The organism is Streptomyces sp. NPDC006624, from assembly GCF_040611555.1.
Classification (GTDB): Bacteria; Actinomycetota; Actinomycetes; order Streptomycetales; family Streptomycetaceae; genus Streptomyces.
Window position 1 is genome coordinate 354,449 of record NZ_JBEXOM010000007.1, and the last position, 15,239, is coordinate 369,687.

The 15,239-nt window shown below is 73.8% G+C and carries 11 protein-coding genes, 1 tRNA gene and 1 riboswitch; of the genes, 5 read left to right on the forward strand and 7 right to left on the reverse strand.

Features of this window, described 5'->3' with window-relative positions:
* Nucleotides 1-170 precede the first annotated feature (170 nt).
* From ABZY20_RS16860 to ABZY20_RS16870, 3 genes are all read right to left on the reverse strand, one after another.
* Nucleotides 171-680 carry a MarR family transcriptional regulator gene (locus tag ABZY20_RS16860; RefSeq protein WP_356442231.1) on the reverse strand — a complete coding sequence of 170 codons (510 nt, stop codon included), beginning with the start codon at nt 678-680 and terminating at the stop codon, nt 171-173.
* A 184-nt stretch (nt 681-864) separates the two neighbouring features.
* A complete protein-coding gene (gene ribA / locus ABZY20_RS16865; RefSeq protein WP_356442232.1) occupies nt 865-1,506 on the reverse strand; it encodes a GTP cyclohydrolase II in 642 nt (213 codons plus the stop codon).
* A 133-nt stretch (nt 1,507-1,639) separates the two neighbouring features.
* Nucleotides 1,640-2,155 carry a MarR family transcriptional regulator gene (locus ABZY20_RS16870; RefSeq protein ID WP_356442233.1) on the reverse strand — a complete coding sequence of 172 codons (516 nt, stop codon included), beginning with the start codon at nt 2,153-2,155 and terminating at the stop codon, nt 1,640-1,642.
* Between the two features lie 76 nt (nt 2,156-2,231).
* Here ABZY20_RS16870 and ABZY20_RS16875 point away from each other — a divergent pair, with 76 nt between their 5' ends.
* The 4 genes from ABZY20_RS16875 (at nt 2,232) to ABZY20_RS16890 (ending at nt 6,354) form a co-directional block, all read left to right on the forward strand.
* Complete coding sequence (locus tag ABZY20_RS16875) at nt 2,232-3,362, forward strand: dihydrofolate reductase family protein (protein WP_356442235.1); 1,131 nt, start codon at nt 2,232-2,234, stop codon at nt 3,360-3,362.
* Nucleotides 3,363-3,521: 159 nt separating this feature from the next.
* Complete coding sequence (locus ABZY20_RS16880; RefSeq protein ID WP_356442237.1) at nt 3,522-4,736, forward strand: alginate lyase family protein; 1,215 nt, start codon at nt 3,522-3,524, stop codon at nt 4,734-4,736.
* 54 nt (nt 4,737-4,790) lie between these two features.
* Nucleotides 4,791-4,864, forward strand: a tRNA-Met gene (locus tag ABZY20_RS16885).
* Nucleotides 4,865-5,154: 290 nt separating this feature from the next.
* Nucleotides 5,155-5,311, forward strand: a riboswitch (cyclic di-AMP (ydaO/yuaA leader).
* A gap of 11 nt (nt 5,312-5,322) precedes the next feature.
* Nucleotides 5,323-6,354, forward strand: a complete 1,032-nt coding sequence (locus ABZY20_RS16890) for a M23 family metallopeptidase (protein ID WP_356442239.1) — start codon at nt 5,323-5,325, stop codon at nt 6,352-6,354.
* Between the two features lie 75 nt (nt 6,355-6,429).
* Here the strand turns inward: ABZY20_RS16890 and ABZY20_RS16895 are convergent, their stop codons facing one another.
* The 4 genes from ABZY20_RS16895 to ABZY20_RS16910 form a co-directional block, all read right to left on the reverse strand.
* Nucleotides 6,430-7,794: a PrsW family intramembrane metalloprotease gene (locus ABZY20_RS16895; protein WP_356442241.1), complete on the reverse strand. Its 1,365-nt coding sequence runs from the start codon at nt 7,792-7,794 to the stop codon at nt 6,430-6,432.
* Nucleotides 7,795-7,863: 69 nt separating this feature from the next.
* Nucleotides 7,864-8,706, reverse strand: a complete 843-nt coding sequence (gene trmB / locus ABZY20_RS16900; RefSeq protein WP_356442243.1) for a tRNA (guanosine(46)-N7)-methyltransferase TrmB — start codon at nt 8,704-8,706, stop codon at nt 7,864-7,866.
* Nucleotides 8,707-9,245: 539 nt separating this feature from the next.
* Nucleotides 9,246-10,451 carry an L-2-hydroxyglutarate oxidase gene (gene lhgO, locus ABZY20_RS16905; RefSeq protein ID WP_356442245.1) on the reverse strand — a complete coding sequence of 402 codons (1,206 nt, stop codon included), beginning with the start codon at nt 10,449-10,451 and terminating at the stop codon, nt 9,246-9,248.
* A gap of 85 nt (nt 10,452-10,536) precedes the next feature.
* The gene (locus ABZY20_RS16910) at nt 10,537-11,961 is read right to left on the reverse strand and encodes an MFS transporter (RefSeq protein ID WP_356442247.1); all 1,425 of its coding nucleotides are present in this window, start codon (nt 11,959-11,961) and stop codon (nt 10,537-10,539) included.
* A gap of 948 nt (nt 11,962-12,909) precedes the next feature.
* Here ABZY20_RS16910 and ABZY20_RS16915 point away from each other — a divergent pair.
* Nucleotides 12,910-15,024: an asparagine synthase-related protein gene (locus ABZY20_RS16915; RefSeq protein WP_356442249.1), complete on the forward strand. Its 2,115-nt coding sequence runs from the start codon at nt 12,910-12,912 to the stop codon at nt 15,022-15,024.
* Nucleotides 15,025-15,239 lie beyond the last annotated feature (215 nt).

The window sequence follows — 15,239 nt, forward strand, 5'->3', positions numbered from 1 at the left end:
TGTCATCCGGCCGGTTGACGTGCGTGACCGCCCTGTCCGGCGGATGGCGTGGGCGCGGGGCTGCCGTCACCTGCCCGGCGCTCCCGCCGTCACCCCGACCCCCGTGCCACCAAGAACCAGGCCGGAGCCCGCACTTGACGCCCCGGCCCAGTACGCCGGCCCGCCCCGTTTCACCGAGGACCCGGCCGCCCGTCAGGGCGGGGCAGCACCGTGTCCTGGGCCGCCAGGAATCTCCGCAAGCCGTGGCGCAGTGCCGCCCGTTCGGCCGGTTCCATCGCCGCCAGTGTCGTGGCCAGGGCCTGGACACGGCGGCCGGCGACGTCGCTGAGGACGTGGCGGCCGTGCGGGGTGAGCCGCAGCCGGACCTCGCGGCGGGTGTCGGGATGCGGGGCGCGTTCCAGCAGGCCGGCCGCCGCCAGACGGTCGCAGAGGCGGCTGGCCGTGGGCAGGCCGATGTCGAGGCGGTCGGCCAGGGCCGTGAGGTTCAGGTCGGGGGTGGTCTGCAGCGTGCGCAGCGCCCGCAGCTGGTGCGGGGACAGCCGCAGGGACGCGTGCTGCGCGGCGAGCGACCACAGCGCCGCGAGACTGTCCACGGCATCGGCGATCTGTGACGCGACGGCCTCCGGGCCGTCGCCCGGTCTCCTCGCCCGGTCGTCACCGGGACTGCCGAGATCGGTCACGAAACGATCACTTTCCATACGCTCCGAGTACTGCTGAGGTCGCCCTCATTCAAAGGCTGTACCCGAGGAACGGAAACGCAAGCAGCCCCACGTGCGGCCCCTTTCCGTGACCGGTCGGTCCGGTCGGCCCGGTCGGCCCGGTCGGCCGGGTCGGTCCGGCCGGGCCGACCGCCCGGGCACCCGGTCAGCCGACGTTCAGCTCCGCCAGCGCGGCGAGCGGCAGCGTGTGCTGCGTCTGGAGGACCTTGGCGCGCAGGTAGCGGACGTTGTGCGCGGTGGTGAAGACGCCCGTGGGGACGCGCTCGCGGACGCCGACGCCCAGGGCGCGCAACTGGCCGGCCTTGTCGGGGTTGTTGGAGAGCAGGTCCAGTTCGCCGATGCCGAGGGTCCGGAGCATCTGGGCCGCGGCCGTGTAGTCGCGGGCGTCCTCGGGCAGCCCAAGGGCGGCGTTCGCCTCGTAGGTGTCGAGGCCCTCGTCCTGCAGCGCGTACGCGTCGAGCTTGTTGTAGAGGCCGATGCCGCGGCCCTCCTGGCGGAGGTAGAGCAGGACGCCGCCGCGCTCGGCGATGCGCTCGACCGCCTCGCGCAGTTGCGGACCGCAGTCGCAGCGGGCCGAGCCGAACACGTCCCCGGTCAGGCACTCGGAGTGCAGCCGCACCAGCGGGACCGGGCCCGGCTCGCCGAGGACGACGGCCACGTGCTCCCGGCCGTCGGCCAGCCCGTGGAAGGTGACGAGCTCGGCGTCGGCCTCGTAGCCGTCGTGGAAGCGCAGCGGGACCCGCACGCGGGAGCGCTCGGTGGCGAGGACTGCGGGGGTGTCGGGCATGCGGGGCCTCCGGCTTCCGTTTCCTGTTCGGCTGCACAGCCGTACTGCTTCAGATTTGAAGCAGATCCACGTCCGGAACACTACTCGTGCTTTAAAGTTGAAGCAACGGGCTTCCGGTCCCCTGCGGCGGGCGTCACGAACAGGCCGGTGACGACCTCCGCCGCCACGGCACGTCGTCCGCGGCCGGTCGGGCCCCGTCCTCCTGGAGCCCCTGTGCGATCGCCGTCGCGATCTGCTCCAGCTGCCCCACCTGCTCCTCGCTGAGCCGGTCGAACAGCAGGCTCCGCACGGTCTCGACATGCCCGGGCGCCGCCCGCTCCAGCACGGCGAACCCCTCGTCGGTCAGCGCGGCGACACTGCCCCGCCCGTCGTCCCGGCAGGCCTCGCGCCGCAGCATGCCGTCCTTCTCCAGCCGCGTCACCGCGTACGTCAGCCGGCTGCGCGTGATCTTCAGCCGCGCGGCGAGATCGGTCATCCGCAGCCGCCGTTCCGGGGACTCGGACAGGACCGACAAGATGGAGTAGTACAGGTGCGGCATGCCGGCGTCCTGCTGGAGCTGCCGGTCGATCGCGTCCTCCAGGAGCAGCGAGGCGGCGATGTAGGCGCGCCAGGCGCGCTGCTCCTCGGGGGTGAGCCAGCGAGTCGTCATGCCGCCAGTGTAGGTTTGTTTCAAACTTGAACCAAGACCGTCCGGTCCCGCCGTCCCGACCAGCCGCGGAGCGTCGATGCCCCACCCGTACGTCCTGCTGTCCGCCGCCGTCTCCCTCGACGGCTACCTGGACGACACCGGCCCCGAACGGCTGCTGCTGTCCAGCCCGGCCGACTTCGACCGGGTCGACGAGGTCCGCGCCTCCGTCGACGCGATCCTCGTCGGCGCCGGCACCCTCCGCGCCGACAACCCGCGGCTGCTGGTGAACTCCGCCGAGCGCCGCGCCGCCCGCACGGCCGCCGGGAAACCGGCCTACCCCCTCAAGGTCACCGTCAGCGGCTCCGGCGACCTCGACCCGCAGGCCCGGTTCTGGCACACCGGCGGCGAGAAGGTCCTCTACACGACCGACCGGGGCGCCGAGCGCGCCCGTGCCCTCGGCCTCGCCACCGACGTCGTCGCGCTCGGTGACGCCCTGGACTGGCGGCGGCTCCTGAGCCACCTGCACGACGTGCGCGGCGTACGGCGGCTCATGGTGGAGGGCGGCGGCCTGATCCACACCCAGCTCCTGACCCAGGGCCTCGCCGACGAACTCCAGCTGGTCCTCGCCCCGCTCTTCGTCGGCGATCCGCAGGCGCCCCGTCTCTTCGGCCCGGGCGGCTACCAGGCCGGGCGGCTGCGGCTGCTGGAGACCCGGCAAATCGAGGACGTCGTCCTGATGCGCTACGAGCCGACCGCCCCGGGCACCGGACTCCTCCCGGCCGCCGCCGACCACCACTGGCTGGCCCTCGCCTGCGACCTGGCGGAGCGGTGCCCGCCCTCGGACACGGCGTTCAGCGTGGGCGCGGTGGTGGTCGCGGCCGACGGCACGGAACTGGCCCGCGGCCACTCGCGCGAGAACGGCGACCCGGTCGTGCACGCCGAGGAGGCCGCCCTGGCCAAACTCGACCCGGCCGACCCCAGGCTCCCCGGCGCGACGGTCTACAGCAGCCTGGAACCCTGCGCCCGCCGCGCCTCACGCCCCGCGCCCTGCGCCCTGCTCATCCTCGACGCCGGTGTCCGGCGCGTCGTCACGGCCTGGCGCGAGCCGGACACCTTCGTCACGGAGGCCGACGGCAGCGGCGTGCTGGCGGCCGGCGGGGCGCAGGTCGTCGTCCTCCCCGGGCACGAGGAACGGGCCAAGGCCCCGAACCGTCATCTGCTGCCCTGACGCAACCTCCGGCCTGCGCCGCCGTCACCCGCCGTGCCGACGCGCGGGCCGATCGGACCAACAGATCCTGCGGGCCCGCCGCCCGCCGGGTCACGCTGACTGCAGGGCCGGTACGACAGCGCGGAGGCAGTGGGCATGTGGGCAGTGGGCGTGGGGGCAGTGAGGAGACGACGCACGGCGGCGCTGCTGCTCGCACCGCTGCTGGCCGTCCTGCTCGCCGCCTGCGGAGCGGCCGACGCCCGCACCGGCGGCAAGGGCAGGTCCCTGCCGGCCGACGCCCCCTTCACCCACCCCGGCGTCCTCGTCGACCGGGCCGGACTGGACGCCGTACGCGCGAACGTCACCGCCGGCCGGCAGCCCTGGCTGAAGGCCTACCTGGCCATGCGGGACAGCCCGTACGGCTCCTACCGGCACCGCGCCGAGCCCCGCGCGAGCGTCGTCTGCCCGGCCGGGGACCCGGCGGGCCGCGGCTGCGCCGAGGAGCGCGAGGACGCCCTGGCCGCCTACACCCAGGCCCTGCTCTTCACCGTCACCGGCGAGCCGCGGCACGCCGCCAAGGCCCGGCAGATCATGGACGCCTGGTCGGGCACGCTGCGCCGGCACGCCGGGGAGAACGCCGTGCTCCAGGCGGGCTGGACCGGGTCGGTCTGGGCGCGGGCCGCGGAGATCGTGCGGCACACACCCGGCGGGGGCTGGCCCGCCGAGCGGGTGCGCCGCTTCGCGTCCATGCTGCGCACCGTCCACCTCCCCCAAGTCGCGGGCGATGTCCCCGAGTTCAGCGGCACCTGGGATCTGGTGGCGACCGAGGCGGTCATCGCCGTCGCCGTCTTCCTCGACGACCACCGGGCCTTCGACCACGCCCTGGAGCGCTTCCGGGAACGCGTGCCCGCCGTCTTCTACCTGGAGAAGGACGGCGGCACCCCGCTCCCCGCGCCCGGCTCCGGCCTCGACACCCCGCAGCGGACGGCGGCCCGCTGGTTCGGGCTGCGCACCTACCGCGACGGCGTCGCCCAGGAGACCTGCCGCAGCCTGCGGCACGTCGGCGCCTCGCTCGCCGCCACGGCCCACATCGCCGAGACGGCCTGGCACCAGGGGGTCGACCTCTACGGCGAGATCGAGGACCGGCTGACCGCCGCGCTCGCCCTGCACGCCCGCCACCAGCTGGACGGACGCCCGCCGGCGTGGCTGTGCGGCGGCCGCCTCGACGGGAGGCTCGGACCCGGTCTGGAAGTCGCGCTGCACCACCTGGAGGGCCGCCTCGGCAAGTCCGTCCCGGCCGCGCACCGGCTGGCCGTCCGGACCAGGCCCGCCGGTACGGACGGCCTGTTCACGGCCTGGGAAACCCTCACGCACGCGAGCGCTCCGGGCCGCTGAACGGCCGGTGTGCACGAGCTGTCCCGCGCATGGCGTACACTGGAGTCACAACGACGCGGGGTGGAGCAGCTCGGTAGCTCGCTGGGCTCATAACCCAGAGGTCGCAGGTTCAAATCCTGTCCCCGCTACTGAAGGCCGAGGGCCGGAATCCGAAAGGGTTCCGGCCCTCGGTTCTTTCCTCGCCCACGCCATTACGCACGGTGAGTGAACGGCCCCGCTCCGCGTCACGACTGACGCATCGTCATATCCCAGAAGTCACACGGGAAGCGGTCAACTCGCCCGAATTTGCCCGGTCATGGCAGGTTGGTCCGCGCGAAAAAAGGTTAATGATCAAGCGGAACCGCTGGAATACCCACCGCGCGTCTATTAACGTTCGATAACGCAGCGCGGTCGTCCCAGCCGTCACAGAAGGCGGCTCCGTGCGCACGCGCCGAATCCCGAAAGGGAACCGGGGAACCACCACTTGGGGTGAATCGGGCGGATACCGCCGTGGAAGCACGGTTGGTATACGCGCGTAGGAGACCTTCCTGCTCCGAACCCGTCAGCTAACCCGGTAGGCGAGAAGGAAGGAAAGGAGTACGCCCACGTGGCGTCCAACCGGCCTGCCCCCGAGGCCCCGTTCGCGACGGACCAGCGCGAGACCGAGGTCTTCGGCTACAGCGCCCATCGCACCGACGAGGGCCCGTTCCAGGAGTGGAACCCCACCGCGGAGTCCATCCGCCCCGTCCGTGGCCGGCACCGCGTCACCAAGCAGCGCGGCGGAGGGCTCGCCCGCAGCTCCACCGTCCTCGGCGTCGGCGTCATAGCCGCCGTCGGCGCGGGTGGCATGGCCAGCGCCCAGACCGGCAAGCCGCCGGTGTCGATCTCCGTCCCGGACCTTCCCTCGGTGGGTTCCCTCCTTTCGGACGACGACACCCCCGAAGTTCCCGCCACCCCGCTCAGCAGCCTCGGCACGACCACAGCGGACACCGAGCAGGGCACGAGCGGCGCCGGCGAGGCCCTGCGCGCCCGGATCATGGCCCAGGTCGAGCACCAGCAGGACCAGATCGACACCAAGGCCGCCGAGGAAGCCGCCGCCGCCGCCGAGAAGGCCGCTCAGGAAGCGGCCGCCAAGGCGGAGAAGGAGGCCGAGGCCAAGGCCGCCGAGGCCAAGCGGAAGGCCGAGGAGGAGGCCCGCAAGAAGGCCGAGGCCGAGCGGCTCGCCGCCCTCGCCAAGCAGTACACGCTGCCGACCTCCTCGTACACCATCACCTCGTCCTTCGGTCAGGCCGGCGCCTACTGGTCCTCCGGCTACCACACCGGCCTCGACTTCGCCGCCCCCACCGGCACGCCCATCAAGGCGGTGCACAGCGGCACCATCACCGAGGCGGGCTGGAACGGCTCCTACGGCTACAAGACCGTCCTGACCCTCGATGACGGCACGGAGATCTGGTACGCCCACCAGTCGTCCATCGGCGTCAGCGTCGGCCAGAAGGTCAGCACGGGCGACGTGATCGGCCGCGTCGGCGCCACCGGCAACGTCACCGGCGCCCACCTCCACCTCGAGGTCCACGCCGCGGGCTCGTCGAGCGGCATCGACCCCATGGCCTGGCTGCGGGACAAGGGCCTCAACCCGTAAGCAGCGCACGCCGATCGAAGCACCGGCAGCCCTGACGACGACCCCCCGACGTCAGGGCTGCCGGTCTTCGCGGTTCTAGGAGCGGTAGGGGTTCCAGGCCGGGTACGGCGTCTGCGGATGGCCGTGGCCGTGCATCCCGTGCGCCCCGTGAGCCCCGTACATCCCGTGCATCCCATGCACCGGCCAGGGCGGGGCCGCCACGGGGACCGGAGGGGCCGTGACCCGGGCCGCGTGGTCCAGAGCCGGGCGGGCCGCCTCGCGGCGGCGCCACAGCTCGTTCAGCAGTTCCCGTTCCCGTACGACGAAGTCGGCCCCGGCCCGGCCCAGGCGGCCCCGGTGGCGCAGGAACGCCAGGGACGTCGCGTAGGCCTCGTACTGCGCGACCTGCCGTGCCGCCGCCTTCCCGGCGTGACGGCGGGCGTACTGGCGGGCGATCCGGCGGGCCCGCATCGAGCCGAGCGCGTACGGCTCGGCCGGGGTCAGCCAGCCCGCCACCGCGTACGCGGGCAGCTCCGTCCGCACGGTCGTGAGCTCGCGCTGCCGCGTCCAGATCACCAGCCAGGTCAGCAGCCCGAAGACGGGCACCATGAACGCCGCGTACACGGCGAAGAACCCGTACTCGCCGAAGGCCGACGAGCCGTTCCACATCGCGTGCATGCCCATCGCGAGCAGCAGCCCGCCCAGCGGGAAGACGATCCGGCGCAGCTGCCGGCGGTGCGCCGAGAGCGCGGCGATGCCGAAGCCGATGCCGGTCAGCACGGTGAAGAGCGGGTGCGCGAACGGCGACATGACGATCCGCACGAAGAAGGTCGCCGCGGTGACGGAGGCGATGCCGGTGCCGCCGGTGAGCTGGTCGGTGCCGAACGCGGTGCCCAGGTAGAGGATGTTCTCCGTGAAGGCGAAGCCGGTGGCGGTGACACCGGCTATCACCACCCCGTCGACGATGCCGGTGAAGTCACGGCGCCGGAAGAGGAAGACCAGGAGCACGGCCGCCGCCTTGGCCGACTCCTCGACCACCGGGGCTATGACCGTCGCGCCGAGCGTGTCCGCGCCGGCCGGGTCCGCGGTCGCCGTCGCTATCCACCGCGTCGCGAAGCTGTTGGCGACGATCGCTATCAGCGCCGCCGCGCAGGCGCCCCAGGCGAACGAGAACACCAGGTTGCGCCAGGGTCCCGGCTCCACCCGGTCCAGCCAGCGGAACGAGGCGACGAGCAGGGGCACCGGCAGCAGCGCCAGACCGAGCCCCACCAGGAACCCCTCCGTGCCGGTCTCCTCGCGGACCAGGGCGAGGATGACCAGGCCGGACAGCGCGAGCAGCGTGGTGAGCCCGCCGTAGCGCACCCAGGGGCGCTGCCACCAGTGGGCGTGCCGCAGCGGGCCGCCGACGGGGGCGCCGTCGGCGGGAGCAGCGGGATACGGCTGTGGGGGGCAGGTGGCCACGGCATCGACCCTAACGACGGTGGGGCGCTGTCCGCAGGCGGGTGACGTGCCGGGGGCGGTGCGGTGCGGTCAGTCGCCGGCGGGAGGCTGGTCCGCGTGTGGTACGCGACGGAACAGGAGGTCGTTCACGACATGTCCCTTGTCCAGTCCCTGGCCCTCGAAACGGGTCAGCGGACGGAAGCCGGGGCGCGGCGCGAAACCGCCGTCCGCCTGCGTGTTCTCGAAGTCGGGGTGTGCCGTGAGGACCTCGAGCATCTGCTCGGCGTACGGCTCCCAGTCGGTGGCGCAGTGCAGGAGCGCGCCGGGGCGCAGCCGGGTGGCGGCCAGCGTCAGGAAGTCGGGCTGGATCAGCCGGCGCTTGTGGTGCCGCTTCTTGGGCCAGGGGTCCGGGAAGTAGACGCGGAGGCCGTCGAGGGCGTCCGGGACGAGCATCTCGCGGAGCAGGATGATCGCGTCGCCGTTGCCGACCCGGATGTTGGACAGGCCGTTGCTGTCGGCGAGATTGAGCAGGTTGCCTTGGCCGGGGGTGTGGACGTCGACGGCGAGGATGTTGGTGGCGGGGTCGGCGGCGGCCATCTGGGCGGTGGCCTCGCCCATGCCGAATCCGATCTCCAGGACGACGGAGTTGTCGTTGCCGAAGAGGTCCGTGAGGTCCAGGGGCCCGTGGCCGTCGATGTCGAGGCCCCACTTGGGCCACAGCCGCTGCAGCGCGTCCGCCTGCCCTGCGGTCACCCGGCTGCGCCGGGGCTGGAAACTCCGGATCCGCCGCTCGAAGTGCGACCCAGCGGGATCGGCCTTCGGCCCGTCGGGAAAGCGCGGCTCGCCCTTGGCCCGGGCATGCCGGAGGGGCGCGCCGGTGCCGGGGGCGGTGACGTGCTCATGGGATGCGGGGGTGTTCGCGGAGTCAGACACAGTGCTCCCGATTTTACGGCCGGGCCGGGAGCGCGGGCGCCGGCCGTCCACCACCGGCCGGGCTCATCGGGGGGGCGGCTGTGCCGGACCGGTCGCCGCGGGCACGACCCGGCCGTCCGGCCCGGCTCCGCGCGCCCGGGCCTCACGGTGGTCGGGTGCGGGGCGTGGGCTGAGGGCAGTCGTGCGGCCGGGGCGGGAGGATCTCGCCGCAGCGCCTGGGGAAGGCGGGCGCAGCGGAGGACACCGTTCGGCCGGGCTGAAGGCCGAGCGAGGCTGAGGTGCGCGTGGGGCTGAGGTGCGAGTGGGGCTGAGGCCGAGTCGGGCCGGGGACCGAGTCGGGCTGCGGTGGGCGCGGCACGTTCCGTCCCGTCCGGCCGGGGAGGGGCCCGGGCCCGGGCCCGGTGGCACCGTTCCGGGCAGCCGGGCAGCCGGGCAGCCGGGCAGCCGGGCCGCCCGGTCGCCGGCTCAGCCGTGCCGTGGCCGCCGGGCTGCGCGGCCATCCCGCCCAGGCGGGGGCGCCCGGGTCGGTCCGCGGCCCGTCACAGGGTGCTCAGTGCCCTCCGGGCCACCTCGCGTCCGATCGGCAGGGACGCCGTCGCCGCGGGGGAGGGCGCGTTGAGGACGTGCACCGCGCGGGGGCCCTCGTGGATCAGGAAGTCGTCGACCAGGGTCCCGTCCCGCAGCACCGCCTGGGCCCGCACCCCCGCGGCCGTCGGCACCAGGTCGTCCTCGGACACCCCGGGCAGCAGCCGCCGCACCGCCTGGGTGAACGCGCCCTTGGACAGCGACCGCCGCAGCTCCCCCGCCCCGTACCGCCAGTGCTGCCGCGCGAGGTGCCAGGAGCCCGGCCACGCCAGCGTCGACCCCAGCTCGCGCGGGCGGAGCGTGCCCCACCCGTACCCCTCGCGGGCCAGGGCCGGCACCGCGTTGGGCCCGATGTGGACGCTTCCGTCGACGCCGCGTGTGAGGTGCACCCCGAGGAAGGGGAACGCCGGGTCAGGGACGGGATAGACCAGCCCCCGGACCAGCTCCGGGCGGGCCAGCTCGTAGTACTCGCCGCGGAACGGCACGATCCGGGCGTCCGGGTCGTCCCCGGTCAGCCGGGCGATCTCGTCGCAGTACAGGCCCGCGCAGTTCACCAGGACCCGTCCCCGTACGACGTCCCCGGCGGCCGTGAGCACGGCGACGCCCCGCTCGGGGCGGCGGTCGACGCGGACGACCCTGGTGCCGTAGCGGATCTCCGCGCCCGAGCCGTGGGCCAGCTGCCGGGCGACCGCGACGAAGTCGCAGACGCCGGTCGTGCCGACGTGGATGGCGGCGAGGCCGCGGACCTCGGGCTCGTACTCCGGGATCTGGGATCCGCCCAGCTCACGGACCCGGATCCCGTTCTCCCGGCCGCGCTGGACGAGTGCGTGCAGACGCGGCAGCTCCGCGCGGTCGGTCGCGACGATCAGCTTGCCGGTGACCGCGTGCGGGATGCCGTACTCCGCGCAGAACTTCACCATCTCCGCGGCGCCCCGCACCGCGTAGCGCGCCTTGAGGGAACCGGGGCGGTAGTAGACGCCGCTGTGGATCACGCCGCTGTTGCGGCCGGTCTGGTGCCGGGCCGGGCCGGGCTCCTTCTCCAGCACGGTGACCCGTGTGCCCGGTGCGGCGCGTGTGATGGCGTACGCCGTGGACAGCCCGACGATCCCCCCGCCGATCACCAGCACGTCACAGTCGTACGCGGCCCGCACGAGCACCACCTCCCACCTAGATAGTGCACTGCGCCACCGACAACGCCCCCGATACCCGGCGGCGGGCGGCGCACCGGCGCCGCTCCCATGCCCTCTACGCCGGAGCCATCAGCAGCGGACGCGCGCGCTCCCGCAGTTCCACCACCCGCGGCTCGTCGCCGTACGGCTCGAGGCGGTGGAGGAGGTCCTTCACGTACTCCGTGGTGCGGGCCGAGGAGATGCGCCCGGCGACCTCGACCGCCCGCACGCCCTGCTCGCACGCCGCGTCCAGGTTCCCCGACTCCAGTTCGGCGACCGCGGAGACGACGAGCCGCAGGCCGTGCGAGCGCACGAACTCCTCCGTCGGCTTGGACAGCGCCTGCTCGGTGAAACGGCGGACCTGGCGGGGAGCCTTCAGATCGCGGTAGCACTCCGCCGCGTCGGCGGCGAAACGGTCGTAGGAGTAGAAGCCGAGCCAGCTCGGGTCGTTGTCGCCGGGGCGGGCCCGCTCCAGCCAGCTCTCGGCCGCCTTGAGGGCGCCGCCGGCCGCCTGGGCGTCGCCGGCGCGCGCGTGTGCGCGTGCCTCGACGAGGCGGAAGAAGCTCATCGTGCGGGCCGTGGCCAGCCCGCGGTTGCGTTCCAGGGCGGCCTGGGCGAGATCCACGCCCTCGTCCCCGAAGCCGCGGTAGGTGGCCTGGAGGGACATGGAGGCCAGGACGTAGCCCCCGAGGGGGACGTCCGCCGCCGCGCGGGCCAGGCGCAGGGCCTGGATGTAGTAGCGCTGGGCCGCTTCCTGCTGGCCCGTGTCGAAGGCCATCCAGCCCGCGAGCCGCGTGAGTTCGGCGGAGGCGCCGAACAGGGCCCGGCCGACCTCGTCGGAGTAGGCCCCCAGGAGCAGGGGGGCGGCCTCCACCCGCAGGCACTCGGGGACCATCGACGAACGCCAGTCGCCGCCGCCGTACTTGGAGTCCCAGCGCCGCGCGTCCTCGGCGGCCTCCCGCAGTTTCTGCACATCGCTGTGGCCGACTTTGAGCGGTGCGCCGGAGCCCTCGCCGGAGCCCACGTCACGCGCCACCGAACTGTCGGCCGGGGTTATCAGCCAGCGCGAGGCGGGTGTCGCGTACGCGCTTACTGCGAACGATCCGGCCAGGGACTGCCAGATGCCGCCGGATCCGGCGCGGCGGCCGGCGAGGTCGAGGCGGTACAGCTCGGTCGCGGACTTCACCGCCTGTCCCACGTCGCGCGGGAAGGCGAGGCCGACTTCGGGCGCCGGGTCCGCGTCCGCCAGCCCGATCTCGTGGAGCGGCACGGGGCGTCCGAGCTTCTGCCCGATGGCTGCGGCGATGAGGTGCGGAGCCGCGCCCTGCGGCACCATGCCCTTCGACACCCAGCGCGCCACCGACGTCTTGTCATAGCGAAGTGTCAGGCCGCGCTGGGCGCCAAGATCGTTGACGCGCCGCGCGAGGCCTGCGTTCGAGATTCCCGCGAGGGCGAGAACGGCGCCGAGTTTTTCGTTCGGCCCGCGTTGCTCCCTGGACATGCGCCACCCCTCGACACAGACGGCTGCCGCGCTGGCATAACCATGCGGCATTCGTAAACCCAGCGTAGTTCGCCGGATCCCAAGCGTTAAGGGGCATTGTTCCGGTTGGCGGGATTGTGGTCCGTACTGAAGTACTAGTCAGATACGGGCAGTTGCAACGTGCTCCCGACGTGTGGCCGTGCGCCCGTCCGTGCGCTCTTCTCCGGCCATCACGGGAGCGGTTCCATGGTCATCGCGTGGGTCGGCCCGCTGTACTGGATCCAGTGGGCTGGGGGACACCGCCGCCTCCATCCCCGCGGGCGGCGGAACGGTCCGGGAGGCGTGCCTCGTCTCCCGGACTGCGCGACCGGGTGACGGGGTGCGGAGCCTGTACGGAGCGTGTTCGAAGCTGTTCGCCTGTCGGCGATTTGGCCGAAAATCGACCCCTGTTCTCATGGGGTATCAGGCCTCCGACCACGGTACTTGAGGGCGCTTCGGTGGTGTTTAGGGCGCGTTTCGGGGGCGCATTCGCGTCGCAGTCGTACCGGTGATGTGTCGCTGACGTGCCTTGCTTCTTGGCCGGTGTCCTACCCGGCTGCCGGGGTCCACTTCGTTCTGGCTCCGGGGTCGTTGTCTCTCTTCGGGGTCTCTCTTCGGGGTCTCTCTATCGGGCCCGTCGTCTCGCTTCCGCGTTCGTCGTCTTGCTCCCCGGTTCGTCGTCACTTTCCCGGTTCGTCGTCACTTTCCCGGGCCGTCGTGTTCCTGGCGCCTCGCCAGATCGTCTCCTTCGGCTCACGCGCGTTGTGGCGTACGGGAGTTCGGGGTGTTTCGGACGCCGCGGGCGGCTCCGCCGGGGCGCATTCGGCGGAGCACAAGCGGCGCGGGCACCCTCTGGAGCGCTTCCTTCATGGCAGCATGGTGAACCGGTTCGTGCGGTGCACTGGTTGTCCACAGCCTGTGGAGGCGGCGATGCGGTGGTTGGTGGGATGGAGCAGCACCGCCGCGGGAGCCGTCGCTGCCGGTGCGGCGGGGGCCACCGGGCCCGAGGGTGAGACCCTGCACCCGGTGGGGGCCCAACTCCTGTGGGGCGACCCCGATCCGCTGTGGGCCGTCGGCGACTGGCGGCCCGACGAGGTGCGCGTCGTCAAGGCCGACGAGCGCACCCGCATCGCCGTCCTCGGCATCTGCGGCGCCACCGACGAGCAGTTGCGCGTCGCCCTGTTCGCCGCGCGCGGCGGGGCACTTCGGCATCTGACCGCCTGGCCGGGCAGCTACACCGCGATCGTGCAGGTCGGCAGGAGGATCACCGTCTGCGGCGATCTCGCGGGCGTGCGGCCGGTGTTCCACACGCCCTGGGCCGGCGGTACGGCCTACGCGACGGCCGCCCTGCCGCTCGCCGACCTCATCGAGGCCAACCTCGACTTCGGGCACCTCGCCGCGCTGCTGGCCGCCCCCGACGTGCCCGCCGCGCTGCACGACTCCACGACGTACGACGGCGTGAAGCGCGTTCCGCCGGGGCATGCGCTCATCCTGCGCGCCGGGGCGCGGGAGATCGCCGGGTACGAGCCGGTCGCCTCGCTGGCCGTCGCCGCTCCTCCGGCCGATCCCGACAGTGCCGTGGACGCCGTGCGCGACGCGCTCGTCGAGGCCGTGCGGACGCGGCTGTCCGCGCCGCGGCACGTCCCCGGCGCGGACATCGACCCCGGGCCCGTGCCCGGCATGGGGCCCGCCGAGCGGCGGGCCGCGCGCGGCATGCCCGTGCCCGGCATCGGGGCGGACCTGTCCGGCGGGCCCGCGTCGGGGACGCTGGCACTGCTCGCCGCCGGGCTGCCCGGCAGGCCGGGCACGGTCCTGGGGCACGGCACGGGCGCGGGGGAGCGGCTGCTGGCCGTCACCTTCAACGACCTCGCCGTCGGAGGGCGGGAGGCCGAGCTGGAGCGGGCGGGCGCCCTGGCCGCGAACCCCCGGTTGCACCACGTCGTCGTGACGGGCGGCGAGGAGACCCTTCCCTACGCCGACCTGGACGTCCCCCTGACCGACGAACCCGGCCCGTGCCTGGTGACGGCGGCGCGGCACCGCGCCCGGCTGGCGGCGGGCAGCGCGGACCACTTCACGGGGTACGGCGCACGGCAGGTCCTGGACGCCCATCCCGCGCGGCTCGCCGATCTGCTGATGGACCGCAAGCGGCGTCATCTGGTGCGGCCCGTGGCGGCGTTGGCGAAGGCGGACGGCTCGGTGTTCGTCCCCGCGCGCGTGTACGCGGCGGCGAGGCGGCTGTCCCGTTCGTCGTACCGGTCCGGGCTCGAGTCCCTGGCCGAGCGGCTCCTCGACCCGCGCGCGGACGACGGACTCGACGCGCCCGGCGGGGCGATGGAGGCCTCCCTCGCCGCGCTGACCTGGGGCAGACCCGGGCCGGCGGCGCGCTGGCTGACCGGTGAGGCGCTCGCCGAAGTATCGGTTCGTCTTCAGGCGGCCACGCACCGATCGGAGACGGTGGGGCCGGGGCAGCGGCCGGGGGACTTCCGCGCGCGGGCCGCGCTGGCACGGCACGCGGCGGATCTGCGGGTGCTGGAGCAGGCCGCCGAGATCCGCTTCCAGCGGCTGCACGCGCCGTTCCTCGACAACCAGGTCGTACGGGCCGCGCGGGCGCTGCCCGAGGCGTTGCGGGTGCGGCCGGGGGCGCGGGCGGCGATCCTGCGGACGGTTTTGGAGGGGGCCGGGGTGCGGGAGTTGCCGTCCGGGTGGGGCGTGCCGGTCCCGGGGACGGCGGCGGCGGTCGCGCGCACGGGGTTGCGTGTGGCGGCGGACTCGCTGGTCACCCTGTTCGACACGCCGCTGCTGGCGGAGGCGGGGCTCGTCGAGGCCCGGGTCGTGCGCAAGGCGCTGCGCGGTGCGGCGGCGGGAGAGCCGCTTCCGCTGGACGGTCTCGCGGAGCTGGTCTCCCTGGAACTGTGGCTCCGTCGGCTGCTGGCCCGCCGGGGCACCTGCTGGACGGGGACGCCGGCACGTCAGCGAGCGGTGCCGGCCGGGATCGCGCCGCAGCGGGGGGCGTTGGGGGCGGGGGCCGGGGGGCGGCGGGGGTAATCGCTCCTGTGGCGCCTGGGCTTGTGCGGGTGGTGAGGGCTGGCTGTGCGGGTGCCTGCGGCGGCCTGTGCGGCGTGGGTGGGGGTGCGCGTCGCGCCTGCCGGCGGGGTGTGGGGCGGGGCCGCGCCGGGGGGTGTCCGTCCTCGGATCGGCGCGATGGGGTTGCTTATCGGCTGACTGTTCTTTGACGCGCCGACCGCTGCGGGCGGACACCC